Source organism: Streptomyces sp. NPDC033229 (assembly GCF_055576875.1).
The window spans coordinates 33454-60222 of sequence record NZ_JBVIQR010000039.1 but is presented as its reverse complement, the minus strand read 5'-3'; the positions used below and the strand labels follow the sequence as shown (position 1 = coordinate 60222).

Below are 26769 nucleotides of genomic sequence, written 5' to 3'. Positions count from 1 at the left end.
TGCGGTAGCGCTCCACCGACCGCTGGCTGACTCCGACCCCCCCTCCCACGACCCCCTTCACCCCCACCCCCCCCCCCCCCCCCCCCCCCCCCCCCCCTCCCCCCTCCTCCCCCCCCCCCCCCCCCCCCCCCCCCCCCCCCCCTCCCTCTTCCCCCCCCCCCCCCCCCCCCCCCCCGGCTGGTGGATCAGGTGCCCTGCTTGTACTGGGTGTCGTCAACGGTGTCGAAGTTCTGGTTGCCGAGCGTCACCTCCGCGACAGCTCCGGCGTCCAGGACGACCGGCGCGGTGTAGGCCGGGGGCTGGGTGATCTCCATCGTTTCCTCCTTCGTCACGTCGCCGTCCCGTGCACCACCTCATGGGCGCACGGCCAACGGGTTGCGCCGCCCTCTCAACGGCCCGGGAGGACCGCGCTTGTGGGCGCTCAATCAGTGAACTGCGAAGGCGAGTTGAGGGGTACCGTGTGGCCCTGGCGGAGACGTATATCGCGTATACCGAGGCTGGCTATGACCAAGCGCACGCCGAACATGCAGCTCAAAGCCCTCATCGACGAGAAGAGGCTGCCGTACGAAACGATCGCTCACGTCGTGCGCATCGTCGCGGGGGAATCGGGTGAGGTCTTACGCACCAACCGCTCCACCGTCGAGCACTGGATCTCCGGGGCCCAGCCCGCCGGGAACACTCCCCGGTATCTCGCCGAAGCCCTCTCCCGGCTGCTGGGCCGCCTGGTGACTGTGGACCACTTGGGCCTTTCCATAGGGCGTGGGGAGGATGACAGCATCGGACTGTCCCTCGGTCCCGACCCGGTCGAGACCCTGACCCTGATCGGGAAGGCAGACGTGAACCGACGCCGCTTCCTCGCCACTTCCGCCTACTCCGTTGCAGCCGCAGCCCTGCCGCTGGGCTACCTCCACGACATCGCCGGCCGCGCTGCCGCCGCCCGTAGCGGCGCTATCGCAGGAAACGCCGAGGTCGCCGCCGTCCGCGACATGGTGCGGGTCTTCACGGACATGGATGAGCTCCATGGCGGACAGCACGGCCGTTCCGCCCTGGTGCAGTACCTGATGTCCGACGTCGCCACTCTGTGCCGAGGGCGCTTCCGCACCGAGGAGGCACGCCGCCAGATGCTCTCCGCCGCCGCCTCGGGTGTGCACCTGGCCGGCTGGAAGAGCTACGACGCCGGAGAACAAGGGCTGGCACAGCGGTACTACTTGCAGTCCTACGCGCTCGCCACCGAGTCAGGCGTCCCCGGCCACGACGGCTTCGTCATGCGGACCATGTCCCAGCAGGGCATGAAGATCCACCGCGCCGAGCACTGCCTGGCCTTGGCCGAGACCGGCCTGGACAGGGCGAAAGGCCACGTCGACCCCGCCACCGAAGCCCTCTTCCACATCACCTACGCCCACGCCCTGTCCAAGACCAACCAGCGCCAGCAAGCCGTCCGCGCGGTCGAACGCGCGCGGGCCTGCCTCGATACAGCCAAGGGAGACCCCACACCCTTCTGGGCCCTGGCCTGGGGACCGGTGGAGGCCACTGTCCGCTCCCGTACAGCCAAGGTCTTCGCCACCCTGGGCGACCCCCGCAACGCTGCCCAGCAGTACGCCCGCGCCGCCGCCAGCCGCCCGCCGGGCACCTACGCACGCATCATCGCCCTCGACCTCGTCGCCCAGGCCGAACTCCAAGCCGGCCAAGGCGCCATCGAGGAGGCATGCGCGACCTGGGGCCGGGCCATGGACCACATGGACGGCGTCGCCTCCGTCCGTACCCGCAAGGCCGTCAGAAGCATGCGCCGCGACCTGACCCGCTTCCGGGCCCGTGGTCTGCGCTGCGCGGCCGAGCTCGACGAGCGCGGTCGTGACTTCCTCACTGCCCACCGTTGACATCAGGGCCGACCCGCTTCGTGAGCCGCCAGCCGAGCGGCATCGGGCACTACCGGCCGACCACCTCGACGTGGGGTACTGGGTTGAGACAACGAGGCTGTCGCCCGGACCGACGGCCGACGGATTTTGAGTCCGTCCGTCACGCCCCCGCGCGGGAGCGCCTGCGCAGCCACACCAGCGGTACCGCGCCCACGAGGGCCAGCGTGCCCGGGGCCGTGGCGGCCACCGTGTTGATGCCCTTCTGGTCGAACGTGTCCGGCACCGGCAGCGTGGCCCAGCGGTCGATCGGCCAGGCGACGACGACCGCGCGGCCCACCACGTTGCCGACCGGCACCATGCCGCCGCCGGGGTTCTCGCGGTGGTAGCGGGAGTCCGCCGAGTTCTGGCGGTGGTCGCCCATCACCCACAGGTGCCCCTTGGGGACCTTGACCTTGAACTGCCCCTTGTCGTCCGTGCTGCAGGCCGTGTTCCCCGCGAAGACCTGCGGCTCGTCGAGGGGCTTGCCGTTGACCTTGACCGGGCCCGAACCCTTGCACTCCACCGTGTCTCCGCCGACCCCGATGACCCGCTTGATCAGGTCCTTCTCCTCGGCGGACGGCATCAGCCCGATGAAGCTGAGCACCTTCTGGGCGGCGTTGGGCTGCGGGGTCGGCTCGTACTTCATCCAGTCGCCCGGGTCGTGGAAGACGACGACCTCGCCGCGCTCGGGCTCCGAGCCGAACCACGGGGTCAGCTTGTCGACCAGCACCCGGTCACCCGGCTGCAGGGTGTTCTGCATGGAGTCCGACGGGATCGAGAACGCCTGCACCAGGAACGTCTTGATCAGCAGGGCGAGCAGGAGCGCGACGCCGAGGAGGATCGGCAGCTCCTTCCAGAAGGGGCGCTGCTTCTTCGTTTTCGCGCCGCGTCGGCCCTCCGGGGCCGGCCCGCCCTCGGGCTCGTTGTGCTCCGACCGTGCGTCGACCGCCGCGTCCGCCACGCCCTGCTCCTCACTCGTGCGTCCCGCCTGCCCCATGCTCGGCGCAGGCCCGCCACTCCCACAACGAGCGGGAGTTCCACGAGCTCGGGAGTCGGATTGTTCCCGATCGATCCTAGGTGACCTGCGGCTTCCCGGGGCACGGGTCACAGACGCGGGTCACCGCGACCGGGCGTCGGTGCCGGGTCCCTCGCGGTGACGGGTGAATTCAGGACGTGACAGTGAGTGATGCTTGACGGCGCCATGGCGGTGTGTGACGAGTGGTGTGCGGTGGTGCGGTATCGGTCGGGCCTTCGTAAGTGACGGAAAGCACGGGGAGTTGACGGTCGGATATGCGGGCTCTGCCCGACTTGCCGGGCCTTCAAGATCCCTATTTCCACTACGCTCCGCATTGTCGGCCACCTTGGGTAACCGATGGAGGTCGGCGAATTTTCCCCCCTCAACGGGTCGGTACGACCCGGAACTTGGAGAGACGCATGCGTCGTATTTCCGCGCTCGCCGTGACCGCCGCGCTCGCCGGTGGTGTTCTGTTCACGGCCCTGCCCGTCACGACCGCCACCGCGGCCCCCCACAAGACCTGCAACATCGCCCAGATGGGCCAGCAGGTCGCCGACCTCAAGGCCAAGGCCGCCAAGCTGCGGAAGATGGGCGAGCCCGAGGCGGCCAACCGCGCCCAGGCCCAGGCCAACGCCATCGCCAAGCAGCGCGCCGCCTGCATCAAGGCCGACGAGACCGCCGCGAAGCCGTGGTAGCAGTTCCCCCATCAGGCATCGCCCGCCCCGAGCTTCCGGGGGCGGGCGATGCCTGTTGTCCTGCGGACTGCTGTCGGGTGTGCACCTCCGCTGCGCGGCGGTGTCCGGGGTCGCCGGACGGGCTTGTTGTGGCTGAGCTCAGCCATCACCAGCCCGTCCGGCGTTTGAGGACGCGCCCGCAGGGCGCCCGCCGCCGCAGGCGGCAAGACGGCCCGCAGTCGGCCAAGCGTTAGCGCAAGCTCTCCCGTACCGCCATGAGCAGCGACGCCGTCCGCGCATCGCCGTTGCCGATCATCCGGTTGGTGACATAGCCGAAGCCGACGCCGTATTCGTCGTCACCGAAGGCCAGTTGTCCGCCCGAGCCGTCGTGGCCGAAGCTGCGCGGGCCGAGCAGGGGGTGCCGGGACGAGTCGAGGTGGAATCCGGAGCCCCACCGCGCGCCCAGGTCGGGGAAGCCCGACCAGGAGGCGCCGGCCGACTGCTCCCGCACCGCGTCCGTGACGGTCTCCCGGCTGAGCAGCCGCGGCCCGCCGTTCACACCGTGCGCGGCGGCCGCGTACAGCGTGGCCAGGCCGCGCGCCGAGGAGACGCCGCCCGTCGCGGGGAACTCGGCGGTCAGCAGGGCAGCGGAGTTGTAGCCGTGCGGGTCGTCGAGACCGGGGAAGGGCACCAGCCCGTTCGTCGTCAGGATCCGCATGATGAGCGTCTCGGGGTCGGGCAGCGCGGGCCGTCCGTCGGCCTCGACGAGGTGGGCCAGCGACGGGAATTCGTCCTCCGGCACGCCGATCCAGGTGCCGAGGCCCAGGTCGTCGGCGACGGCCTCGCGGAAGTACGCGCCGATGGTGAGCCCGGTGATCCGCCGGATCACCTCGCCGACCAGCCAGCCCAGGGTGAACCCGTGGTACTCCAGCGCGGTGCCGGGCTCCCAGAGGGGCTCCTGCTTCTTGAGGGCCTTGATGACCGGGGTCCAGGCGACGAGGTCCTCGAAGGTCAGCGTGCGGTCGTCGACGGCGGGGAGGCCGGCGCGGTGCGCGAGCACCATGCGCGTCGTGATCTTCTCCTTGCCGTGCCGCCCGAACTCCGGCCAGTAGTCGGCCATGGGGGCGTCGAGGTCGAGCCGTCCCTGCTGGGCGAGCAGATGGGCGCAGATGCCGACGATGCCCTTGGCGGCGGAGAAGACCGGGACGGCCGTGTCCTCTTCCCAGGCCCGGCCGGTCCGCTGGTCGGCGATGCCGCCCCACAGGTCGACGACCTTGCGGCCGCCCGCGAACACGGTCACGGCCGCGCCGAGGTCACCGCGCTCGGCGAAGTTCCGGGCGAACGCGTCCGCGACGGCCCCGAACCCCTCGTCGGCCCATCCGCTGTGCTCCACTGTGCCGCTCTTTCCCTCGCGTCGGGGGCATGCCGGACCGATGCCCCCCGTGTGCCTTCGGCCAGGCCACGATACGTATGCCGCGCGCGCGGATCGAGCGATATTCCGCCCGTCCGTCCCGGTCGCGCGACCCCGCGTCAGCCCTCGGCGAGGAACCGTTCCAGCGCCTCCACCACCAGTGCGTGGTCGTCGCCCTGCGCCAGCCCCGACACCGCGACCGCGCCCACGACGCCCGTGCCGCGCACCGTGACCGGGAAGGCGCCGCCGTGCGCGGCGTAGAGGTCCGGGTCCAGCCGGGAGGAGTCCTCGAAGGTGCGACCCTTCGCGCGGAAACGGGCGCCCACGAGGTAGGAGGACTCGGCGTAGCGCTCGACGACGCGGCATTTGCGGTCCAGCCAGGCGTCGTTGTCGGCGGAGGTGCCGGGCAGGGCGCAGTGGAAGAGGCGCTGGGCGCCGCGCCGGACGGTGATCGTGACGGCGGCGCCGCGCGCGCGGGCCAGCCCGGCCAGGAGCGAGCCCAGGCGCCAGGCGTCGTCGTTGTCGAAGTGGTCGAGGACCAGGCGGCGTTCCTGCTCCTCCAGCCGTGCGATCTCCTCGTTCATCGACCCGCCCCGATCCGCACCGCGCGGCCTTGTGCCGCCGAGGTCCGGGCCGCCTCCAGGACGCGCAGGGCATCGGCCGCCTCCGCCGCCGTGACCGGCGGCCGGCCACCCGTGCGCAGGGCCTCCTCGATCGCCGCGTAGTAGGCGGGGTAGTCGCCGGGCAGGGTCGGTACGGGCTCCCCGCCGCCTGTCTGCGGGGACTCGCCCGCCCCGAGGCGGCCCCACGCGCATTCGGGTTCGACGCCCCAGGCCGCGGCGTCGGCCGTGGGCCGCAGGCCCTCGCGCAGCGCGGCTTCCTGCGGGTCGAGGCCGTACTTCACGAAGCCCGCCTCGCTGCCGAGCACCCGGAAGCGGGGGCCGAGCTGGGCGGTGGTGGCGCTCACCCACAGATGGGAGCGGACGCCGCCCACGTGCGTGATCGCGATGAACGTGTCGTCGTCGGCCTCGGCGCCGTCGCGTCGCACATCGGTCTCGGCGTAGACGGTGGCGGCCGGGCCGAAGAGGTGCAGGGCCTGGTCCACGACATGGCTGCCCAGGTCGTAGAGGAGCCCGCCGATCTCGGCCGGGTCACCGGACTCGCGCCAGCCGCCCTTGGGGTGCGGCCGCCAGCGCTCGAAGCGGGACTCGAAGCGCTGGACCCGGCCGAGGGCGCCGTCGGCGATCAGCTTCTGGACGGTACGGAAGTCGTTGTCCCAGCGACGGTTCTGGAAGGCGCTGAGCAACAGCCCGCGCTCCTCGGCCAGGGCGGCCAGCGCCTCGGCCTCGGCGGCCGTCGCGGCGAGCGGCTTGTCGACGACCACCGGCAGCCCGGCCTCCAGGGCCCTGCGGGCGAGCGGGACGTGGGTGCGGTTGGGGGAGGCGATGACGATCAGGTCGAGCCCGCCCGCCCGCGCGAAGAGGGCGTCCGTGTCGGCGACCGTGGTGACGCCCGGGTGCTCGGCCACGGCCTGCCGCTGCCGGTCGGGGTCGGCCGTGACGACCGTGTCGAGGACCAGACCCCCGGTCGCGGCGATCAGCGGGGCGTGGAAGACGGAGCCCGCCAGGCCGTAGCCGATGAGTCCGACGCGAAGCGGGGTGCGGGGGGTGGGGGTGCCGGTGGTGCCATCCATACCCTCCACTTTGGCAACGCTGTTGCGAAAGTGCAAGCGATGGCGACAATGGGCGGTGTGAACAACGGTGCAGTCACTCCCCAGCCAGGCGCCAACCTCGCCGCGCTGCGCGACCACAACGCCGCCCTCGTCCTCGGGCTGCTGCGTGACGCGGGCGCGGGCGGCGCGAGCCGCGCGGAGCTGGCCGGGCGCACGGGCCTGACCCCGCAGGCGGTCAGCAAGATCTGCGCCCGGCTGCGGGCGGCGGGGCTCGCCGCCGAGGCGGGCCGCCGCGCGTCCACCGGCGGCAAGCCCGCCACGACCTGGCGCCTGGTCCCGGACGCGGCCCACGCCATCGGTCTCCACCTCGACCGCGACGCCCTGACCGCGATCCTCGTCGACCTCACCGGCACCCCCGTCGCCACCCGCACGGCCCCCCTCGCCTTCGGCGCGGGCGCGCAGGTGCTGCTGAGCACAGTGGCGAGGGAGGTGGCGGCGCTGTTGGCGGAGGGCGGCGCGGAGGCGTCGGCCGACGACCGCCCGGACCCGGGCGCGAGCCCGGCCGGCGGCCCCCGCGACGGGTCGCCCAGCCCCGTCCCGCCCCGCGGCAGCGGCCCCGCCCCCAGCGGCAGCGACATGCCCCGCGCGCACCGCCCCCTCCTGGGCATCGGTGTCGCCGTGCCCGGACCGCTCGATCATGCGAGCGGCGTGCTGCACCGGGTCACCGGGTTCCCCGAGTGGGACGGCTTCCCGCTGCGTGACGCGCTCGCCGAGCGGCTCGGGCTGCCGGTCGTCGTCGACAAGGACACCAACGCCGCCGCGCTCGGACTCGTGCTGCGCGGCGCGGGCGGCGGGCCCGCCGCCGACTCCTTCGCGTATCTGCACCTCGGCACGGGGCTCGGCGCCGGGCTCGTCCTCGGTGGCGGGGTGCACCGGGGGGCCAGGACCGGGGCCGGGGAGTTCGGGCACCAGGTGCTCCAGCTCGACGGGCCGCCGTGCCCGTGCGGCAACCGGGGCTGCGTCGAAGCGCTCTGCCTGGACGCCGTCGCGGCCGGTGACACCGCCCGCGCGGCGCGGCTGCTCGGCGTCGGCGCCGCCAACCTCGTACGACTGCTGGACATCGACCTCGTCCTGCTCGGCGGTCGGACCGTGCTGGCCGAACCGGAGCCGTATCTGCGCGGCGTGCGCGCGGTCCTCGCCGAGGACGCCGCCCGCGCGGACGGCCGTACGGTCCCCGTGGCCGTCACCCCCGGCGGCGGCCGGACCGTGGTCGAGGGCGCGGCCGAGCTGGCGCTCGCCCCGCTCTTCGGGCGGTCCGGCACGGCCTTCAGCACCCGGTCCGATGAGACGAAAATCGTCACATCGGGCGGTATGTGACGGCCAGTCGGCCGCACGGGACCGCGCCGCGCCGGGCTCGTGCGCGCGGGCGGTGGGATGTTCCAGAGGACCCGGAGCCCCACCCGCCGCCCTCACCCGTACTCCCACCCGTAAAGGTCCCGCGATGTCCCTGCCCCGTGCCCTTGTCGCAGTCGGCGCCGCCGCGCTCGCGCTCGTCCCGGCGGCGGCACCGGCGGCATCAGTGCGGGCCGCCGCGCGCCCGGCCGCCGAACAGCCGCCCTGCGGCGACCCCGGCAGCGCCGCCTTCCCGATCAGCTCACGGCTGAGCGGCGGCCCCGAGGCGTACGGGCGCGGCGGCGCCCCGCACGGCTGGCGGCTGGAGCTGCGCAACGGCACGGGCGCCGACTGCCAGGCCGTGCACCCGGTCATGGTCCTCGCCGACCGGGGCCGCGCGCTGCGGCCCGGCGACATCCACCTCGACTTCTACGACCGGGGCGCCGAGCGCTGGCGGCCCGTGCGCTTCGAGCGGACCGACGAGGCCGAGAACGTCGGCGTCTTCGACGGCGCATCGCCGGACTTCCCCGGCTTCGCCGTCCCCGCCCGCCGCTCGGTCACCGTCGACCTGCGGCTGTCCTTCGCGGCCGGCGCCGCCGAAGGCCCGGTCACCGCCAATGTGACCGCCGTGCAGCGCCGGGGGAACGACGGCGAGTGGGTGGGGGAGTCCGACGACTACACCTTCGTCATCGAGGAGGGCGCGCCCGAACCCGCCGAGGAGACCGGGCGGCGCGTCCCCGACGGACACGCCGGGGACGCGATGGACCCCGGCGACGCCGGTCACCGCACGCCCCGCGACGTCGCCGCGAGCCCGCCCGCGCTCGCCGACACGGGCTCCTCGCACCACCTCTTCGGGATCGGCGCCGCGGGCCTCGCGCTGCTGCTCGGCGGGGCGGCGCTGATGTTCGGGGCGCGGCGGTCGGGCCGCTGAGCCCTCCCGCGCCGCCGTCCGGGAGAGCACGGCCGGGAGCTGATTAGGCTGGAGGGGTCAGGGCGGCGCACGAGAGGTGCCGCCCTGGCGTACCCAGCCCCGGCGAGGGGCGATTACGGCAGGAGTCCCACTGTGGCAGAGCGCAAGCCCATCGAGTCCTGGCTGACCGACATGGACGGTGTCCTGATGCACGAGGGCATCCCGGTGCCCGGCGCGGACACCTTCATCAAGCGGCTCCGCGAGTCCGGCAAGCCCTTTCTCGTACTGACCAACAACTCCATCTACACCCCCCGTGACCTGCACGCCCGGCTGGCCCGCATCGGGCTCGACGTCCCCGTCGACAACATCTGGACCTCCGCGCTGGCCACCGCCAAGTTCCTGGACGACCAGCGGCCCGGCGGCACCGCCTACGTCATCGGCGAGGCCGGCCTCACCACCGCCCTGCACGACATCGGCTACGTCCTCACCGACCACGACCCCGACTACGTGGTCCTCGGCGAGACCCGCACCTACAGCTTCGAGGCGCTCACCAAGGCCATCCGGCTGATCAACTCCGGCGCCCGCTTCATCGCCACCAACCCCGATGAGACCGGCCCCTCCGCCGAGGGTGCCCTGCCCGCCACCGGCTCCGTCGCCGCCCTGATCACCAAGGCGACCGGCCGCGAGCCGTACTTCGTCGGCAAGCCGAACCCGCTGATGATGCGGGCCGGGCTCAACGCGATCGGCGCGCACTCCGAGACCAGCGCCATGATCGGCGACCGGATGGACACCGATGTGCTGGCCGGGCTGGAGGCCGGCATGGAGACCTTCCTCGTGCTGACCGGGCTCACCCGCTCCGAGGAGATCGAGCTGCACCCCTTCCGCCCCTCGCGCGTCGTGGACTCGATCGCCGACCTCGTCGAACTGATCTGACCCGGCCTCAACCGGCCTGAGGCGACCCGGTCCGCTCCGAGCCGATCGGGGGCCTTTGGGCACCGGATGGCGCAATACGGCTACGGAGCGGATGCGACGCCGGAGGCCGGCGGGTGAACCTTCTGACGTACCCAGGAGGTTTCACCATGGACTCTGCCCGCTTCACATTCTGTGGCGCCCTCGTGGCGGCGGCCGTCGTCTGCGCTGCCCCCGCGTACGCCGTCGACGACCCCGCCACCATGTCGGGGACCGTCGAACTCACCCCCGTCACCAGCCACCCCGGCGGCGAGGTGCAACTGCGCGTCTCGGGCTGCGGCAACAACAAGGCCACCGCCAGCTCCGAGGCGTTCGTCACCGACGCGGTGCTCGCCAGGGACTCGGCCGGGCTGTTCGCGGAGGCGACCGTCCGCTCGACCGTCGCCCCCGGCGTCTATCCCGTCAAGGTCAACTGCGACGGCTACGACGCGATGGCCGCCGGACGGCTGACCATCGTCAAGGAGGGCGAGGAGCCGGCGGGCGGCCACGACCGGCAGGACGACCGCGTCGGATCCGAGACCCACGAGCCGCCGGCCGGCCACGACCAGCCCGGCGGGCTGCCGCCCGGCGACCACCCCCTGCCCGACCCGCACTCCTCGGAGCTGCCCGTCGCGCCCGTACCCGCGGGCGGCGGCGGCACGTCGATGGCCACCGCCGAGGCACCCGGCACACCGGGACTCGTCCTCGCGGGCAGCACGGCGCTGATCGCCGCCGGAGTGATCTGGTACCGCCGCCGCAACGAGGCCGCGCAGCGCCGCGACACCGACGAATCGCGGCACTGACGGAACGCGGCCCGAGTCGATGTCCGAACCGCGTGCCAGTGGCACCGGCCGCCTCCTGACCGGAGTGACCTGGGCGGCGCTGCTGCTGGCCCTGTGGCTGTGGGGGCGGGAGATCACCGAGGGGCACGGGCCCGCCACGCCCACCACCGGTGACGTCGCCGCGGCGGGCCGCCCGATGGGCCGCTCACTGCCCCCGGCCCACGAACCGCTGCCCGCTTCCCGGCCCCGGGGTTTGTCGATCAAGGCGACGGGCGTCTGGGCGCCGATCGAGGAGCGCGGCCTCAATCCGACGGGGGCGGTGGAACCGCCGCCGTACTCGCGGTCCAACGCCGTCGGCTGGTACCGCGGCGGCCCGCAGCCCGGCAGCCCCGGCGCCGCCGTCCTCGTCGGCCACCTCGACACCCCCCGCGCACGCGCCGTCTTCTACGACCTCAGCGAGCTGAAAACGGGGGAGACGATCACCGTGGCCCGGGTCGACGGCACGAGCGCCGAGTTCACCGTCGAGGACGTCTCCGTCTACAGCAAGGACCGCTTCGACGCCCGGAAGGTCTACGGGCCGCGCGAGGCGCACCGGGCCGAACTGCGACTGATCACCTGTGGCGGTGACTACGACCGCGTCCGGCACTCCTACTCCGCCAACGTCGTCGTCTCCGCCTACCTGACCGGTGCGGGCCGGGTGTGAACCACGGCTTCCGGCAGGCCGCGACGGTGGACCCTGACCCAACAGGGCGATATGACGCCAAGTCATACCCTGAGCACCCACTGTGGAGGACACGTCTGTGTCAGCATTGAGACGACCGGTCATGTCCCGCGCGGGTCTGGGGGCACCCCCAGGCAGTACAGCCAAGGGGGAGTGGATGTACGGCAGCTACACCGGCCATACACGCAGAGGCCGCACGGGCCCGGTGCGGGCGGCAGCCGCGGTGGGGGCGCTGCTGCTGCTCTCCGGGTGCTTCTCGTCCTCGGACACCGCCGCCCCGAAGGAGCGCGAGTCCTCACGGCCGCCCACCCAGCAGCCCAAGGCCCAGGCCCCGTTCTGGGTCAATCCGCAGGCCACCGCCGCCCGGCGGGCCGACCGGCTGCGCCGCGACGGCAAGGCGCGGGAGGCCGAGCTGCTCGAGAAGATCGCCGCGCAGCCGGTCGCGGAGTGGATCGGCGTGGACGACCCGGAGGGGCAGACGCGCGGCTTCACCCAGGCCGCCGCCAAGGCCGACCGGGACGCCCTGCTGGTGCTCTACAACATCCCGCACCGCGACTGCGGCCAGTACTCCCAGGGCGGCGCCGCCGACGGCGACGCGTACCGCCAGTGGCTGGACCAGGCGGCCAGGGGCATCGGTGACCGCAGCGCGACCGTGATCCTCGAGCCGGACGCACTGCCGCACATCGAGGACGGCTGCACGCCGCGCGAGTTCCACGAGGAGCGGTTCGCGCTGCTCAACGAGGCCGTCGGCAAGCTCAAGGCGCTGCCGCGCACCAAGGTCTATCTCGACGCGGGCAATCCCAGCTGGGTCACGCCCGCCGGGCGGATGGCGGAGCCGCTGCGGCGGGCCGGTATCGCCAAGGCCGACGGATTCGCGCTCAACGTCTCCAACTTCCAGACCACCCGGGCCAACAAGGACTACGGCCGCAGGCTCTCCGCCCTCGTGGGCGGCAAGCACTTCGTCATCGACACCAGTCGCAACGGCAACGGCCCGCTGAACGGCGGCGACCACGAGAAGGCCTGGTGCAACCCCTCCGGCCGGGCCCTCGGCGAACCCCCGACCACCCGGACCGGGGACTCGCTGGCGGACGCCTATCTCTGGGTCAAGCGGCCGGGGGAGTCCGACGGCGCCTGCAAGGGCGGCCCGGACGCGGGGCAGTGGTGGGAGACCTACGCCCTGGAGCTGGCCCGCAACGCGGGTTGAGGCCGGGGCCAGGGCCTGCCCGGCGGGTTTCTCGGCTGCGGGCCGCTGTGCCGCCTCTCGCCTGCCCGGCGGGCCCTCGGCTGCCGACCGCTGTGCCGCCTGCGGCGGCGAGCGCCCTGCGGGCGCGTCCTCAAGCGCCGGACGGGCTGGTTTCGGCTGAGCCCAGCCAATAGCAGCCCGTCCGGCGATTCAGTCCGGATCCCCGACCCGGGGGACCTTGATCCAGACCGCCTTGGACGGGGTCCCCTGGTCGTCGATCACATGCAGCATGTACCAGCCGGGGGGCATCAGGGACGTGTCCTTGGGCAGCGTGACGGTGATGTCGTTCGCCGTCTTGGTGAGTTCCAATTCGATCGAACGCTGCTCGATATTGGTGACGTGGGTGAAGGAGCCGGGCCGGATCAGCCGGGCCTTGCGGATGGTTTGGGAGTGCGCCGTCGCGTAGGTGGTCTTCTCGCCCGCCTTCACCGTTCTCGGAGCGGTGTCCCGCAGCTCGGGGCGCGAGTCGCGGAAGAGATAGGGCGGGGTGTAGAGGTCCATCTGCTGCTGGAACGTGGCGGGTTTGGAATTGGCCCGGTCGCCGAAGAGCGAGTCGGAGCCGAAGGTCATGACCCGCCCGTCGGGCAGCAGCAGCGCGCCGGAGTGGTAATTGCGGCCCACCAGCGGATCGGCCACCGCGCGCTTGGTGTTGGTCCTCGGGTCGTACAGCTCGGCCTTCAGGACGTTGGAGTCGCCGCGGCCGCGGTAGTCGCCCGAGCCGTTGGTCGTCAGCACGGTGTCGTCGGGCAGGATGACGCTGCTCGGGTAGCGGGCCTTGGCGTAGAGGTCGGGGCCGTCCCGGAAGCGCGGCTTGGGGTCGTGCAGATCGACGATGCGGGTCTTGGCGGTGGATTTCTTGTTCTCACCGACCCCGCCGCCGCCGAGCACCATGTACCGCTGTGCCTGGGCGGGCGGCAGCAGGACGGACATCGAGGTCTCCAGGGTGTCCGGGGCGCTCATCCCGGGCACCTCGGTGAACGCGTTGCTCTCCAAATCCCACAGTCCCGGTACCCGGCCCTTGTCGGCCGGCCCGTAGCCCGCGTTCGACCCGGTGTAGAAGATCCGGCCCTTGTCGGTGAGGAAAAGGGCGGGGTAGGTGGGGAAGAACCGCTCCTTGGGGAGATAGCTCCACTTCTTGGTCTTCGGGTCGTAGACCTCGTTCTTCCCGGGGACGACCTGGCCGATCTCGTCCAGTCCCGAGACGGACAGGACCCTGCCGTCGGGGAGGGTGGTCAGGGTCGGATACCAGCGGGCCTCCCGCATCGGGTCGACCGGGACGTACCGCTCGGCGATGGGGTCGAATTCGAAGGAGTCCTTGATGCCCTGGAAATCCTTCTTGTCGAAGGAGAGCTTGTTGGCGATGCCGTAGAGGTTCTGGGCGTCCTTTCCCTTGAGACCCTCGATGCGGTAGTTGTCGGTGAGGCCGGTTTCGTACTTGGGGCCCTGGCCGAGCGCCTCCACGTAGACGCGGGCGGTGCTGGCGGTGACGGTCACCTTGCCCCCCTCCCCTTGCGTCTTCTTGGCGCGGGGCACGAGCAGGGGGTCGTTGGACTCGAAGGTCTTGCCGCTCTTCCCGCCGGTGAAGCGGGTGCCCGCCGGGAGGGTCATGGGCTTGTCGGGGTCCTCGTTGTGGACGACCATCAGCCCGCCCGCCTTGGTGACGTCCCCCTCCAGCTTCTCGTAGCGCTGGGTGCCGCCCGCGATCAGCAGCTTGCCGTCGGGCAGCTGGGTGTGACCGGCGCAGAAGAGGTCCTTGGGGGTGGCGACGTTCTTGTAGGTGTTGTGCTCGGGGTCCCACAGGACCGAGCGGAAGCTCTTGGCGTCGAAATTGGCGGCGTTGTTCCCCGACCCGGCGACGAGCAGCACCTTGCCGGTGTGCAGCAGGGCCGCGTGGATGGTATTGATCCGGTATTCCCGGGGCATGTCGACCGCTTTCCATTGGCCGTTCGCCGCCTTGTACCCCGGTTGGTTGATCTTGTAGTCGTGGTATTTGGTGGAGGCGTAGCCCCAGATGGCGGGCCCGTTCATCCCCGCCAGGACGACCGCCACCGCCGCACCGATGCCTACGCGGCGGGTGCGGCGGCTGACGCGGAACGGGCGGGCTCTCATGCGCGGGCCTCCACGGCACGGTCGGTGTGGCGGAGGGTCCACCACCAGGCGACGATCGGCGCGACAGTGATCGCGAGGGCGAGCGAAGCCCAGGTGGTCATCGCAACATGGCTGTGGCCGAACCAGAAGGAGGCGGCCAGCGAGCCGCCGAATACCACCAGGAAGAACAGGTGCACACGGAACGTGCCGAACAGAGTGTCGGGACTGGCCGAGTCGCCCTTCGGCGTCACCACGAAATTGCTTTTGCGGCGCAGCACGGCGTCCATCAGCGAGCGGGCGTAGATCGGCGCGGACAGCGCGGACATCACCATGCCGGCCAGCCCGCCGGAGCCCTCGGGCTCGTGCGGCGAGACATTGTGCCGGCGGTTCCAGATGTACAGCCCGATCTGCAGGGCGGCGGCGTCGCTGTACAGCATCATCCAGATCTCCGAATTGATGGAGATGCCGGAGGCGCCGAGGCCGAGGAAGAGGGCGCAGCTCAGCGCGCCCAGCATCCAGTTGATGGCGGTCATCGGGTAGTAGATGACCATCAGGGTGTAGTTGAGGAATTTCCCGGGGGAGAGGGTGAAGGGCCCTTTCCAGAACTGCTTGAGGATCGTCTCGTAGGTGCCCCGGGACCAGCGCAGCTGCTGGGTGAAGAAGTCGGTCCACGCGTTCGGCCCCTCGCCGACGGCGAGCACGTCGGGGGTGTAGACCGAGCGCCACTTCTTCCCCGTCGCCGGATTGCGGTGCCGGTGCAGCTCGAAGCCGGTGGCCATGTCCTCGGTGATCGAGTCGTAGAGCCCGCCGATGCCCTTGAGCGCGCTGATCCGGACGGCATTGTTGGTGCCGACGAACATGGGTGCGCCGTAGCGGTTGCCGGCCCGCTGGATCAGGGCGTGGAAGAGGAACTGCTGGCTCTCGGCGGCCTTGGTGACGGCCGCGTCGTAATTGCCGTAGACCTGGGGGCCGACGACGAAGGCGATGTCGGGATCGCGGAAATAGCCGAGCATCCGCTCCAGGAAGTTGGGCAGCGGGACGTGGTCGGTGTCGACCGAGGCGAAGAAGTCGTAATCGTCGCCGTGGGCGTCCAGCCAGGAGTTGTAGTTCCCGTGTTTGGTCCTGGCGCGGTGCGGGCCCTTCCGCTGATTCCACTTCTCGACGCCCTTGCGGGAGAAGTGGCGCACGCCGAGCCGCCGGCAGACCTCCTTGACCTCGGGGTCGTCGCCCTCGTCCAGCAGCCATACGTCGAGCGGGCCGCGGTGCCGCAGCCGCATGGCGCCCTCCAGCGTCCTGGTGACCATCTCGATCGGCTCCTTGCCGGGCACGAACGAGGTCAGGAAGGCGACTTTGGTGCCGGTCTCGGGCACGACGGGGACCGGGTCGCGGGCGACGAGCGTCGCATGCGCGTTCGACGTGACGTTCAGGGTGCGGAACAGCTCGATGAGGCCGATGGAGACGAGCATCACCGCGTCCAGGAACCGCATGGCGGTCGTCGCGTGGTCACGCTCGGTCCAGTGCGCGGGCTGCATCAGCCACACCAGCAGCCCCAGCGATACGACGGGCGCGGCCCCGAGGAGCAGCGCCGCCCGGATCCGGTGCGGCTCGTCCGCGAGCAGACTGCGATAGCGGACGCGATAGGGCTCGGTGGGGTGGGGCTGCGTGAGCGGGCCGGCCAGTCGGCTGTAGTGCTCGTAGTCGAAGCGGGGCCGTGGCCTGTGCTGATGCGGCGGGGCGGCGCCGGGCGGGGCCGCCCCGCCCGGCCCGGCAGCGTCGGCTGTGCCGGCTGGCCGGGGTGGATCCGGCGGGACCCGCGGGACCGGGCAAGGGGGCCACGCTCCCGGCTCACGGGGCGGGCGCGGGCGCGTGGCCGAGGACGGATCCCGGGACTGCTGCCGGGCATGGGCAGGCGTCGACGTCATGAGTCATCCCCCCGACACGCAGCTGCCTGCGTGTGTCAGATCCTGAGCCCGGCGGACCCCCCGGCCGTTCGGGCGCACGGGCACCGGCTCCCCCCGGCACCCCACTCGACCCACTGATAACGCAGTGAGACCGAGTCGTTGCTGTCGGTTCAGGATCTCCGACCCCGCGTCATGATCGCAAGGGTGAAACGAGGTGGTTACCGGGCAAAGCGGTGCGTCGAACGGAGGAGTGTGCGAAAGGTGCCGAAGGGGGGCGAGGCGCACCCCGCGGTCCGGCCCGGACACGACGAAGGCCCTCACCAGTGGTGAGGGCCTTCGTCTGTCGGTGCGCCGCCAGGGACTCGAACCCCGGACCCGCTGATTAAGAGTCAGCTGCTCTAACCAACTGAGCTAGCGGCGCCTGCTGACAGAGAAAACTCTACCTGATGTTCGAGGGTGCTCCCGACCACCCCGCGAGCCGCCCACCGGATCGGCGGTTCTCCCGCCGTGATCGGCGGACACCGCCCCGACGTGCGGTTTCTCCGGGCCGTTGAGAAGCTGTGGCGAGTACGGACGCGTGGCGAGCGGTCCGGCGGGCCGCCGAGGCACGGCGGGTGCGGGCCCGTCGGCGACCGCCCCGGACAGGCGTACGGAAAGGCGGCGAGGCGGTGCGGACTCCGGCATTCACCGACGAGCCACCCGGCAGCCGCGGGTGCGCGCTGTGTGCGGACGCGGCGGCTCCCGCCCCGGCGCGGGCGGACGGCGGTGACGATGCTCACGCCCCTCACGCCGGGCCTCTCGACGGGGGGATCGCCGAGGAGACCGAGGAGGGGGCCGACGGGGGTGGCGCCCGGCACCGGTGCGCCCTGCGCGGCGCGATCGTGGCGGCCGTGGGGGTGGCTGTCATCGCCGGCTCGGGAACGGGTGCCGTGGCCGCCCCCGAGCCCCCGGACCCCGTGGGCGGGGACAGCTCCGTATACGAACCCGGCGACCCGGAGGGCCCCGCGCTCCCCGGCGAACCCCTCGCGGACGAGCTGCCGGACGGGGCGGAGGCGGACGAGCCGCTGCCGGACGAGCCGGAGCCGCAGGTGTCGGGATCGGAAGGTGCTGCCCCCGAAGGCGCGGCTCAGGAGGGCACGGCTTTGGAGGGCACGGCCCCGGGCGGGGCCATGACCCTGGAGCCGCCGCAGGGACTCGCCGTCCCGCTCAGCGACCAGGACATCCCCGGCGTCGCCGTCCCGCGATGGCCTGACGAGTCCCTGTCCCCGCCCGTCCCCCTCTCCCCGCCCGTCCCGGCGGATCCCGCGCGTACGCCGCAGGCTACCACCGTCGCCAAGCCCCGACTGGAGTCGGCGATCACCTTCGCGATGGCCCAGATCGGCGACCCGTACAAGCTGGGCGGCAGCGGCCCCCACGCCTGGGACTGCTCCGGACTGATCCAGCAGGCGTACCGCCGCGCGGGCGTGAAGCTGCCGCGCATCGCCGCCGACCAGTACCGCGCCACCAAGCGCATCACCCGCCGCGCCCTGCGCCGCGGTGACCTCGTCTTCTGGTCGACCAACGGCAAGGCGTCCGGCATCCACCACGCCGCGATCTATCTGGGCGGCGGCAAGTACCTCGAGGCGCCCCGGCCCGGCAAGAAGGTCCGCATCTCGACCTTCTCCTACTACAGCCCCAACCTGTACGGCCGACCGCGCTGACCTGCCCCGGTACCCGGCGGCCACCCGTAAGGCCGCCGTCCCGGCGGCTCACCCGCCGTTTCGTCCTCAATCGCCGGACACACCCTAGGGTGCGGCCATGGGGATCATCACCGAGCTGGCGGCCGGCGCCTGGAATCTGACGGCGGCCGACGACCGCCGTGTCGTGCTGGGCATCGCGGGCCCGCCCGGCGCGGGGAAGTCGACGCTCACCCGGGCGCTGGTCGCCGAGCTGGAACGGCTGCACGGCGCCGGCGCGGCCGCGTATCTGCCCCTCGACGGCTTCCACCTCTCCAACGCGCAACTGGAGCGTCTCGGTCTGACCGACCGCAAGGGCTCCGCCCCGAGCTTCGACGTGTGGGGCTACGCCGCGCTGCTGCGCCGGGTCGTGGAGGAGCGTGAGCGCAGCGTGTATGTGCCGGACTACGACCGTGTCCTCCATGAGCCGGTCGCCGCCCGGCACGAGGTGCCGCCCTCGACCGGGCTGGTGGTGACCGAGGGCAATTACCTGGCGTGCGACGAGCCGGGCTGGCGCGAGGCCCGCCGGTGGCTGGCCGAGGTCTGGTATCTGGAGACACCCGACGAGGTGCGTCAAGGGCGTCTGATCGAGCGGCAGTTGGCCGGGGGGCGGGACATGGCGGGCGCGCGGGCCTGGGAGCTGGGCAATGACCGGCCCAACGGTGAACTGGTCAAGTCCTCGCGCGTGAACAGCGACCGGATTCTCGCTTCCTTTGGCCTGGACATGACCATTTCGGAGGACTAATCTCCGACTTGGTCTAGACCGCACACTCCACCCACCTCACGGAGAACCCCCCACGTTCTCGAGGGAGCGAAGCATGCGCAAAAAGATCAGTGCGGTGATCATCGGCCTCTCGGTCGCCGGCGTGTCCCTGCTCGCCACCGGCAGCGCCAACAGCCACGGCTACACCGACTCCCCCACCAGTCGGCAGGTGTTCTGCGCGAAGGGCACCGTGAAGAACTGCGGCGAGATCCAGTACGAACCCCAGAGCGTCGAGGGCCCGAAGGGCTTCCCGTCCCGCGGCCCCGCCGACGGCCGGATCTGCGCGGGCGGCAACAGCCGCTTCGCCCAGCTCGACGACCCGCGCGGCGGCCAGTGGCCCGCCACCAAGCTCACCGCCGGACAGGGCTACGGCTTCCGCTGGAAGCTCACCGCCCGGCACGCCACGACCGACTTCCGCTACTACATCACCAAGGACGGCTACAACCCCGCCAAGCCGCTCACCCGCGCCGACCTCGAACCCCAGCCCTTCATGAGCGTGCCCTACGGGGGCCGGATCCCCGAGGCGACCGTCACCCACCAGGGCACCGTCCCCACCCTGAAGACCGGCAAGCACGTCATCCTCGCCGTCTGGACGATCGCGGACACGCCCAACGCCTTCTACGCCTGTTCGGACGTCCAGTTCTGACCCGGGCTCCGACCTGAGCCCAACCGGCCGGGCCGGCCGGGAGACCTTTCGGCGCGTCCCGCGCACCGAGGCCTCCCGCGTCGGTCCGGTCACGTCTCGTGGAGCGGCTCGCTCCGATCGGCGGGCTCAGGGGCGTCGGCCGGATCGACAGGCTCAGCGGGCTCGACCGGCTCGACCGGCTCGACCGGCCGCAGCGCGATCCGGGCCAGGACCCCCGCGACGACCAGCGCGATCACGGCCAGCAGGGCGTAGTCGGGCACGGCGTTGCCGATCCGGGAGGCCAGCTCCTCCAGCTCGAACTCCTGGTCGGCGTCCAGGATCCCGGGCAGGCCGGTCGTCCCGTCGTAGGCGAGGAAGAGCACGCCGATGCCGATGAAGAACAGCCCGGACACCAGCGACGTCGTGTGCAGCCGCAGCCGGCCGAGGCGCAGTTCGCGGCCGCGCAGCCAGCCCCGGCCGCCGAGCTGGAAGCGGTCCCAGAACACGGCCAGCACGAACAGCGGCAGTGCCATGCCCAGCGCGTAGACGGCGAGCATCGACGCCCCGTACACCGGGTTGCCGTTGACGGCGGTCACGGTCAGCACCGCGCCGAGGATCGGACCGGCGCAGAAGCCGGCCAGCCCGTAGACACAGCCCAGCAGGAACGTGGAGGCGGCCGAGCGCGGAGTGATGCGCCCGGCGGCGGCCTGGGCCTTCCGGGAGGCGAAGCCGAGGCCGAGGATCTGGGCGGCGCCCATGGCGATCACGACCCAGCCGCCGACGGTGATCAGCAGATCGCGGTGGCCGTTGAAGAGCTGGCTGGCGGCCGTGGAGGCCGCGCCGAGCGGTACGAGCGTGGTCGCGAGCCCGAGGTAGAAGACGCAGGTGCGGGCCAGCAGCTTGCCGGGGCTCGCGAGGGAGTACGCGAAGAACGCGGGCAGCAGCAGCGCGCTGCACGGGCTGAGCAGGGCGAGGGCGCCGCCGAGGAAGGCGGCGAGATAACCGATGTCGGTCACTTCTCGCTCTTCCCGCTGTCCCCGCCCTTGGCCGGGCCGGCCGCCTTCGCCGCCTTGGCGGCCTTGGCCTGGGCGATCGCGGCCTCGAAGGCGCTCATCGGCTGGGCGCCCGCGACGGGCCGCCCGCCGACGAGGAAGGACGGGGTGCTCTGCACGCCGAGGGCGTAGCCCTCCTCCTGGTCCTTCTTCACGGCGGCCTCGGACGCCGAGCCGTTCATGTCCTCGCGGAACCGGTCGACATCGGCCACGCCGGCCGTGCGGGCCATCTCCACCAGCTTGTCCTCGGCGAGCGCGTCACCCTTGCGGAGCTTGGCGAACAGCTCGTGGTGGAACTGCGGGAAGCGACCCTGCTGACCGGCGGCCCAGGCGGCCCGCGCGGCGCGCAGCGAGTCCTTGCCGAAGATCGGGAAGTTGCGGAACTCGATGCGCAGGACGCCCTCGTCCACGTACTTCTTGATCAGTTCGGGCTGGGTCTCGCGGGTGAAGCGACCGCAGTACGAGCACTGGTAGTCGGCGTACTCGACGAGCACGACGGGCGCGTCGGTCCGGCCGAGGGCGAGCGGGTCGCCGTCCTTGCGGCGGCTGGTGGCCTTCTCCGCCTCGTCGTAGGCGGGCTGCTGCGGGTCGGCGGCGGGCTCGGAGGAGGCGGACGCCTCCCGTTTGCCGGAGCCGCCGGCGTTCTTGCCGATCGCGATGCCGGCCGCGACGAGCGCGACGACGAGGGCGAGGACCGCGCCGATGGCCGCGAGGCGGCGGGCGGGCGTGGTGAGCGTTGCGGACATGAGGAAGAGGCTCCATGGGTCTGACGGATTCTGGGCATGCCGGAGTACGGCCCGGGCGGGCCGTGGTGGGCGGGTCTAGATCCGTAGGACGGGGAGCAGCTCGGCGCAGCCGGCGACGGGGGCGGGCGGCGACCTCGGCGCGGTGGCCCGCGGCGGGAGCGCGGCCGGGGGTGCGGTGCGGGCCGCGGCGGGTGCGGTGAGCGGGTCGCCGTGCCCGGCGGGGACGACGGCCTCGGCGCCCCCCTGCGGGAGGTCCTGCGGGCGGCACGTGCCGCCCGCGTCGCCGGATTCGGCCCGGGCGGCGTGGGCGGCGTGGATCTCCGGCCGGGTGTCCTCGGGGGCTGCGGCCGTGGTGCCGCTCGCCGCCCGCGCGTACACGGACGGGATCACACCGGTCAGGACCGGTCCGGCCGACGCCGGGCCGGAGAGGACCGCGAGGAGGAGCAGGAGCAGCCCGGTAGCCGTCGGACGGCGGTGCTGCGGCACGTGGCCCTCCTTCCCGGTCCCGGTCGCGCGCGGCAGGGCCCGCCGCGGCCCCCATGCTACGGCGGCCGGTCGGAGCAGCGCCCTCCCGAGAACCCTCCGGGAACACGACGAAGGCCCTCACCATCGGTGAGGGCCTTCGTCTGTCGGTGCGCCGCCAGGGACTCGAACCCCGGACCCGCTGATTAAGAGTCAGCTGCTCTAACCAACTGAGCTAGCGGCGCCTGCTGACAGAGAAAATAATACCCGGTCCGAACGGGTGCTCCGAACCACCCGTCGCCGGGGCCCCTCCCGCCCCCTCCTCGCGCGCGTCAGAGGGACTCGGGGGCACTCAGAGGGACATCGACAGCAGCAGGGGTGCCGCCTTCCGGTTCAGCGTCTCGGCGGCCTGCCGCAGCCGGTGGGCGTGTGCCAGCGGGAGCGAGAGCGCGAGACAGCCGACCGAGTGCCCGGCGGTGATCGGGACGGCGGCGCAGACCGTGCCCACCGCGTACTCCTGGAGATCGAGGACGGGGACGGTCGCGGGCTGGGCGTCGAGCTTGCGGAAGAGGACCTGCTCATTGGTGATCGTCCGGGAGGTGAGCCGGGCGGTCTTGTGGCGCGAGAGATGGTCGCGCCGGTCGTCGTGGTCGAGCTGGGTGAGCAGGCATTTGCCGAGCGCGCTCGCGTGCGCGGCGGAGCGGAAGTCGACCCATTCGTTGACCTTGGGGGTGTGCGGGCCGTCCGCGTACTGCGTGATCCTGACCTCGCCGTCGATGTAGCGGCTCAGGTAGACGGCCGCGCCGAGCGAATCGCGCAGCGCGAACAGCGACTGCTGGAGCTTGCGCTCCAGGGCCTTCGCGCGGTCGCCGCCGGAGCCGAGCAGCACCAGGGACTCACCGATGACGTAGGCGCCGTCGCCGACCCGCTCCACGTAGTCCTCGCGGCGGAGCATCAGCAGCAGATGCGCGAGGTGGCCGGCGGGCAGGCCGGTCTCGCGCGCGATCTGGACCTCGGTGACGCCGCCGGAGTGTTTTGCGACCGTCTCCAGCACGCGCAGGGCGTACTGCACCGAGTGGAACGGCGCGGTCGGCTCGGGCTTGAGCGCCACGGTTTCCCCCTAGCGGTTTCCAGCGAGTATCCGCTCTCCACGATAAAGGCGAAAGGGTCCTTCGGGAGCGGGTGTTGAGGAGTTGGACCGGGGTGTCGGGCGCCTGTCCAGCGATGCGGCCCAACGGCATATGCCGACGTCATAAAAGGGGGGCCCGTGGTGCGGCCGGGAATAAGCGGAGTCGAGCTCCGGTTGGGCTGGGCGCGACGTGCGGGACACCCCGCGCGGCGCGAGCGACCAGACGCAGCGCCAACCAGGGAGGCGAGCCACCGTGGCCGACGAGCGGGACGACATCATCCGGGCCGAGCCCAAGGGAAGCGCGCCGGTGCCGCTGTCCGTACTGGACCTGGCGACCGTCGGCAGCGGCCGGACCGCCCGGCAGGCGCTGGGCACCACGGTCGAGCTGGCACGGCTCGCCGAGCGCCGGGGCTACCACCGCTTCTGGGTGGCCGAGCACCACTCGATGCCCGGCGTGGCCAGCTCCTCCCCGGCCGTCATCCTGGCCCACCTCGCGGCACACACCGACCGGATCCGCCTCGGCTCCGGCGGCGTCATGCTGCCCAACCATGCCCCCCTGGTGATCGCCGAGCAGTTCGGCACCCTGGAGGCCCTCGCTCCCCGCCGCGTCGACCTCGGCCTCGGCCGGGCGCCCGGCACGGACGGCGCGACCGCCGCCGCGCTGCGCCGCTCGGACCGGCTGCGGGAGGGGGCGGACGACTTCCCGCAGCAGCTCGCCGAGCTGACGCGGTTCCTGGACGACGACTTCCCCGACGGCCACCGCTACGCCCGCATCCACGCCGTCCCCGGTCCCGTGCAGGGCCGGGTGCCCGGCGGGGTGCAGCGGGCGGACCGGCCCTCGGTCTGGCTGATCGGCTCCTCCGGCTTCAGCGCACGGCTCGCCGGGGCCCTCGGCCTGCCCTTCTCCTTCGCGCACCACTTCTCCGCGGCGAACACCGTCCCGGCGCTCCAGCTCTACCGCGACTCCTTCCGGCCCTCCGGGATCCTCGACCGCCCGTACGCCAAGATCGGCGTCCAGGCGTTCGCCGCCGACGACCCGAAGGAGGCCCGCCGCCAGGTCCTCACCGGGGCGCTCGCGATGCTGCGGCTGCGCACCGGCCGCCCCGGGCTGGTCCCGACGCCGGAGGAAGCCGAGGGGTACGACTTCGGCGCGGCGGAGCGGGAGTTCGTCGACGACTGGCTGCGCAACGTCGTCTTCGGCACCCCGGACGAGGTGCGCGCGGGCCTTGACGCCCTGGTCGAGCGGACCGGTGCCGACGAGCTGATGCTCACGGCCAACGCGCATACGCCGGAGCTTCGGCTGCGCAGCTATGAACTGATCGCGGACGCGTACGGGTTGCCGGACGCGTAGGGCCTGTCCGGCGGATCTTCGGCTGCGCGCCGTCTTTGCCGCCTGCGGCGGCGGGCGCCCTGCGGGCGCGTCCTCAAGCGCCGGACGGGCTGGTTTCGGCTGGGCTCAGCCGTTCAGCCTGTCCGGCGGTTCTTCGGCTGACGGCCCGTTTCGCCGCCCGCGGCGGCATGGCGCCCTGCGGGCGCGTCCTCAAGCGCCGGACGGGCTGATGTGGCTGAGCCCAGCCGCCGGCCCGTCCGGCGATTGAGGACCACTACCTCAAGGCCGTACCCCCGTGCGCAGCAGCGCCGAGATGCGGTCGGCCGGCACCGGCCGGGAGTAGAACCACCCCTGGCCGGTGTCGCAGCCGATCCGCCCCAGCCGCTCCGCCTGCTCCGCGCTCTCCACACACTCCGCCGTCACCGTGAGCCCCAGCCGGTGGGCGAGCTGGACGAGTGCCTCGACGATCGTCTCGTCGGCCGGGTTGGGGTGCTCGTCCGCACGGAAGCCGTGCACGAACGACCCGTCGAGCTTGAGGGTGGAGACCGGGAGCCGGCTGAGGTAGGCGAGGTTGGAATAACCGGTGCCGAAGTCGTCGATGGCGATGGCGACGCCCATGTCGCTGAGCTGCTGGAGCTGCTGCAACGGGCGGCCCGCCGAGCCCATCAGCGCGGACTCGGTCAGCTCCAGCTGCAGCAGGTGCGGCGGCAGTCCGGTCTCGGCAAGGATCCGGGCCACGTCCGTGACCAGGTCGGAGTCCCACACCTGGCGCACCGCGACATTGACGCTGACGACGAGCGGCTCCTCGGGGTGGTCGAGCTGCCAGCGGCGCGCCTGACGGCAGGCCGTCGCGAGAATCCAGCGCCCGAGCGGCACGATCGCCCCCGTCTCCTCCGCCAGGCCGATGAACCGGTTGGGGGCCAGGGTGCCGAACTGCGGATGGCGCCAGCGCACCAGCGCCTCCACCCCGCGCACGATCCCGTCGTCCAGCCCCACCAGCGGCTGGTACTGCAGGACGAACTCGTCGCGCTCGACGGCGGGCCGCAGGGTGCTGGAGAGGGCCTGGCGGGTCATCCGATGGGCGTTGCGTTCCGGGTCGAAGAGCGTCCAGCGGGCCTTTCCGTCGGCCTTCGCCCAGTACAGGGTGGTGTCCGCGGCTTGCATCAGCTCCGTCGCGTGCGTACCGGCCGCCGGGCGCTCGACGACGCCGATGCTCGCCGACACCGACAGCCGCTGTCCGGCCACGTCGAACGGCCGTTGGAGCGCCGACAGTACGGCCGCGGCGAGGGTGACGAGCTGCTCGGTGCCCGCCGAGTCCTCGACCAGCACCGCGAATTCGTCGCCGCCGAGCCGGGCCACCAGGTGGCCGTCGGGTGCCGCGCACTCGCTCAGCCGCTGGGCCACCAGCCCCAGCAGCCGGTCGCCGGCCCGGTGGCCGAGGGTGTCGTTGACGGCCTTGAAGCCGTCCAGGTCGAGATAGCACAGCCCGATCCGGCCGCCGCCGTCCCGGGCGACGACCGCCGCGGTGAGCGCCGCGGCCAGCCGCTCGAAGAACAGGCTCCGGTTGGGCAGCCGGGTGACCGGGTCGTGCATCCGCAAGTGCCGCAGCCTGGCCCGCAGATCCCGCCGGTCGCTGATGTCGGCGACCGACAGCAGCGTCTCGCGGCTGTCGGGCAGTTGGGTGAGGGTCACCTCCGCCCACACCCCCTGGCCGCCGCGGTGTCTGAGACGACGGGTGCAATGCAGCCGGTCGCGGCGGCCGAGCAGCACCTCGCGGTACTCGCTCCAGGTGCGGGCGTCCTCGCGCAGGCCGGTGAAGTCGGCCGCGGGGGAGTCGGCCAGCCGGGCCGGGTCGGTGCCGAGCAGCGCACCGAGCGCGTCGTTGGCGGTGCGTACGAGTCCATCACGGCCGACGACGGCCATGCCCAGCCGCGCGGCATGGAAGGCGGCACGGAAATCGCTCGAAGGTACGTTACGTTGCGTGACGACTGGAGGCGTTGAACCGGGCGTGCCGCCCTGGCCGTCGAGGGTTCCGCTCACCGCTCGCTCCCACGTGGCATTCATTCCGCACTGGTTTCGTTTGGTTCTCGTGGCTCTCGTACGCGTGGTCGAAAACGCGGCATATGACCGCCCTGTCGGGGGTATCCCGTGCTGGAAATGTGGCGATCATAGGGCTCGCGCAAGGACCGTTCCAGCGGCCCTCCCGTGAGCGCCCGAACCGCCGTCTCTGGTTTGTCCGTTTTTGCATGACCGTGCGCGCTCGTGCCTGAGTCCGGGTGGCCGCGTCTTCTCGAT

Annotated in this window: 24 protein-coding genes and 2 tRNA genes; 12 read left to right on the top strand and 14 right to left on the bottom strand. The window is 72.3% G+C overall.

Translation table 11 applies throughout. The annotated features are described in order from the left end of the window. Positions 1 to 185: 185 nt before the first annotated feature. The gene (locus tag ACZ53N_RS28490) at positions 186 to 314 is read right to left on the bottom strand and encodes a lasso RiPP family leader peptide-containing protein (protein ID WP_469143666.1); all 129 of its coding nucleotides are present in this window, start codon (positions 312 to 314) and stop codon (positions 186 to 188) included. Between the two features lie 189 nt (positions 315 to 503). Here ACZ53N_RS28490 and ACZ53N_RS28485 point away from each other — a divergent pair, with 189 nt between their 5' ends. After that, on the top strand, positions 504 to 1877 hold the full coding sequence (locus ACZ53N_RS28485; protein WP_469143665.1) for a hypothetical protein: 1374 nt from the start codon (positions 504 to 506) through the stop codon (positions 1875 to 1877). 139 nt (positions 1878 to 2016) lie between these two features. Here the strand turns inward: ACZ53N_RS28485 and lepB are convergent, their stop codons facing one another. After that, the gene (gene lepB, locus ACZ53N_RS28480) at positions 2017 to 2856 is read right to left on the bottom strand and encodes a signal peptidase I (protein WP_469143664.1); all 840 of its coding nucleotides are present in this window, start codon (positions 2854 to 2856) and stop codon (positions 2017 to 2019) included. Positions 2857 to 3329: 473 nt separating this feature from the next. Here lepB and ACZ53N_RS28475 point away from each other — a divergent pair, with 473 nt between their 5' ends. Next, the gene (locus ACZ53N_RS28475) at positions 3330 to 3605 is read left to right on the top strand and encodes a hypothetical protein (RefSeq protein ID WP_469143663.1); all 276 of its coding nucleotides are present in this window, start codon (positions 3330 to 3332) and stop codon (positions 3603 to 3605) included. 229 nt (positions 3606 to 3834) lie between these two features. On the opposite strand, the gene ACZ53N_RS28470 is transcribed toward ACZ53N_RS28475, so the two are convergent. The 3 genes from ACZ53N_RS28470 to ACZ53N_RS28460 all read right to left on the bottom strand — a co-directional run bounded on the left by ACZ53N_RS28470 (position 3835) and on the right by ACZ53N_RS28460 (position 6688). Next, positions 3835 to 4977 carry a serine hydrolase domain-containing protein gene (locus ACZ53N_RS28470; RefSeq protein WP_469143662.1) on the bottom strand — a complete coding sequence of 381 codons (1143 nt, stop codon included), beginning with the start codon at positions 4975 to 4977 and terminating at the stop codon, positions 3835 to 3837. 137 nt (positions 4978 to 5114) lie between these two features. Next, a complete protein-coding gene (locus ACZ53N_RS28465; RefSeq protein ID WP_469143661.1) occupies positions 5115 to 5579 on the bottom strand; it encodes a heme-degrading domain-containing protein in 465 nt (154 codons plus the stop codon). After that, on the bottom strand, positions 5576 to 6688 hold the full coding sequence (locus ACZ53N_RS28460; protein WP_469143660.1) for a Gfo/Idh/MocA family protein: 1113 nt from the start codon (positions 6686 to 6688) through the stop codon (positions 5576 to 5578). Before ACZ53N_RS28460 ends, ACZ53N_RS28465 begins: the two co-directional genes overlap by 4 nt. Positions 6689 to 6736: 48 nt before the next feature. On the opposite strand from ACZ53N_RS28460, the gene ACZ53N_RS28455 reads away from it, so the two are divergent. The 6 genes from ACZ53N_RS28455 (at position 6737) to ACZ53N_RS28430 (ending at position 12624) form a co-directional block, all read left to right on the top strand. Continuing rightward, a complete protein-coding gene (locus tag ACZ53N_RS28455; RefSeq protein WP_469143668.1) occupies positions 6737 to 8044 on the top strand; it encodes an ROK family protein in 1308 nt (435 codons plus the stop codon). A 124-nt stretch (positions 8045 to 8168) separates the two neighbouring features. Beyond that, positions 8169 to 8990 carry a hypothetical protein gene (locus ACZ53N_RS28450; RefSeq protein WP_469143659.1) on the top strand — a complete coding sequence of 274 codons (822 nt, stop codon included), beginning with the start codon at positions 8169 to 8171 and terminating at the stop codon, positions 8988 to 8990. A gap of 132 nt (positions 8991 to 9122) precedes the next feature. Next, a complete protein-coding gene (locus ACZ53N_RS28445) occupies positions 9123 to 9902 on the top strand; it encodes an HAD-IIA family hydrolase (protein ID WP_469143658.1) in 780 nt (259 codons plus the stop codon). A 146-nt stretch (positions 9903 to 10048) separates the two neighbouring features. Further along, positions 10049 to 10720, top strand: a complete 672-nt coding sequence (locus tag ACZ53N_RS28440; protein ID WP_469143657.1) for a hypothetical protein — start codon at positions 10049 to 10051, stop codon at positions 10718 to 10720. 19 nt (positions 10721 to 10739) lie between these two features. After that, the gene (locus ACZ53N_RS28435) at positions 10740 to 11402 is read left to right on the top strand and encodes a class F sortase (RefSeq protein ID WP_469143656.1); all 663 of its coding nucleotides are present in this window, start codon (positions 10740 to 10742) and stop codon (positions 11400 to 11402) included. Positions 11403 to 11577: 175 nt separating this feature from the next. After that, positions 11578 to 12624, top strand: a complete 1047-nt coding sequence (locus tag ACZ53N_RS28430) for a glycoside hydrolase family 6 protein (protein ID WP_469143655.1) — start codon at positions 11578 to 11580, stop codon at positions 12622 to 12624. Between the two features lie 189 nt (positions 12625 to 12813). Here the strand turns inward: ACZ53N_RS28430 and glxA are convergent, their stop codons facing one another. The 3 genes from glxA to ACZ53N_RS28415 form a co-directional block, all read right to left on the bottom strand. Continuing rightward, a complete protein-coding gene (gene glxA / locus ACZ53N_RS28425) occupies positions 12814 to 14772 on the bottom strand; it encodes a radical copper oxidase GlxA (RefSeq protein WP_469143654.1) in 1959 nt (652 codons plus the stop codon). Beyond that, on the bottom strand, positions 14769 to 16673 hold the full coding sequence (locus tag ACZ53N_RS28420) for a glycosyltransferase family 2 protein (protein WP_469143653.1): 1905 nt from the start codon (positions 16671 to 16673) through the stop codon (positions 14769 to 14771). The genes glxA and ACZ53N_RS28420 overlap by 4 nt, the downstream gene beginning before the upstream one ends. A 326-nt stretch (positions 16674 to 16999) precedes the next feature. Further along, positions 17000 to 17073: transfer RNA gene (locus tag ACZ53N_RS28415), tRNA-Lys, on the bottom strand. Positions 17074 to 17320: 247 nt separating this feature from the next. Between ACZ53N_RS28415 and ACZ53N_RS28410 the strand changes: the two genes are divergently transcribed. The 3 genes from ACZ53N_RS28410 (at position 17321) to ACZ53N_RS28400 (ending at position 19776) form a co-directional block, all read left to right on the top strand. Continuing rightward, positions 17321 to 18352 (top strand): C40 family peptidase, encoded by a 1032-nt coding sequence (locus ACZ53N_RS28410; protein WP_469143652.1) that lies wholly within the window; start codon positions 17321 to 17323, stop codon positions 18350 to 18352. A gap of 97 nt (positions 18353 to 18449) precedes the next feature. Beyond that, complete coding sequence (locus ACZ53N_RS28405) at positions 18450 to 19112, top strand: nucleoside/nucleotide kinase family protein (RefSeq protein ID WP_469143651.1); 663 nt, start codon at positions 18450 to 18452, stop codon at positions 19110 to 19112. 73 nt (positions 19113 to 19185) lie between these two features. Further along, positions 19186 to 19776: a lytic polysaccharide monooxygenase auxiliary activity family 9 protein gene (locus tag ACZ53N_RS28400; protein ID WP_469143650.1), complete on the top strand. Its 591-nt coding sequence runs from the start codon at positions 19186 to 19188 to the stop codon at positions 19774 to 19776. 89 nt (positions 19777 to 19865) lie between these two features. On the opposite strand, the gene ACZ53N_RS28395 is transcribed toward ACZ53N_RS28400, so the two are convergent. From ACZ53N_RS28395 to ACZ53N_RS28375, 5 genes are all read right to left on the bottom strand, one after another. Continuing rightward, positions 19866 to 20771, bottom strand: a complete 906-nt coding sequence (locus tag ACZ53N_RS28395) for a cytochrome c biogenesis CcdA family protein (protein WP_469143649.1) — start codon at positions 20769 to 20771, stop codon at positions 19866 to 19868. Continuing rightward, entirely contained in the window at positions 20768 to 21553 is a 786-nt protein-coding gene (locus ACZ53N_RS28390; protein ID WP_469143648.1) for a DsbA family protein, read from the bottom strand. Before ACZ53N_RS28390 ends, ACZ53N_RS28395 begins: the two co-directional genes overlap by 4 nt. Positions 21554 to 21628: 75 nt before the next feature. Beyond that, positions 21629 to 22039, bottom strand: a complete 411-nt coding sequence (locus tag ACZ53N_RS28385) for a hypothetical protein (protein WP_469143647.1) — start codon at positions 22037 to 22039, stop codon at positions 21629 to 21631. Positions 22040 to 22186: 147 nt separating this feature from the next. After that, a tRNA-Lys gene (locus ACZ53N_RS28380) sits at positions 22187 to 22260 on the bottom strand. 107 nt (positions 22261 to 22367) lie between these two features. After that, positions 22368 to 23126: an IclR family transcriptional regulator gene (locus ACZ53N_RS28375; RefSeq protein WP_469143646.1), complete on the bottom strand. Its 759-nt coding sequence runs from the start codon at positions 23124 to 23126 to the stop codon at positions 22368 to 22370. Between the two features lie 271 nt (positions 23127 to 23397). On the opposite strand from ACZ53N_RS28375, the gene ACZ53N_RS28370 reads away from it, so the two are divergent. Further along, positions 23398 to 24495, top strand: coding sequence for an LLM class flavin-dependent oxidoreductase (locus ACZ53N_RS28370; RefSeq protein ID WP_469143645.1), 1098 nt, complete (start codon positions 23398 to 23400; stop codon positions 24493 to 24495). A 258-nt stretch (positions 24496 to 24753) separates the two neighbouring features. Here ACZ53N_RS28370 and ACZ53N_RS28365 read toward each other — a convergent pair whose 3' ends face one another. Beyond that, entirely contained in the window at positions 24754 to 26538 is a 1785-nt protein-coding gene (locus ACZ53N_RS28365; RefSeq protein ID WP_469143644.1) for a putative bifunctional diguanylate cyclase/phosphodiesterase, read from the bottom strand. Between the last annotated feature and the right edge of the window lie 231 nt (positions 26539 to 26769).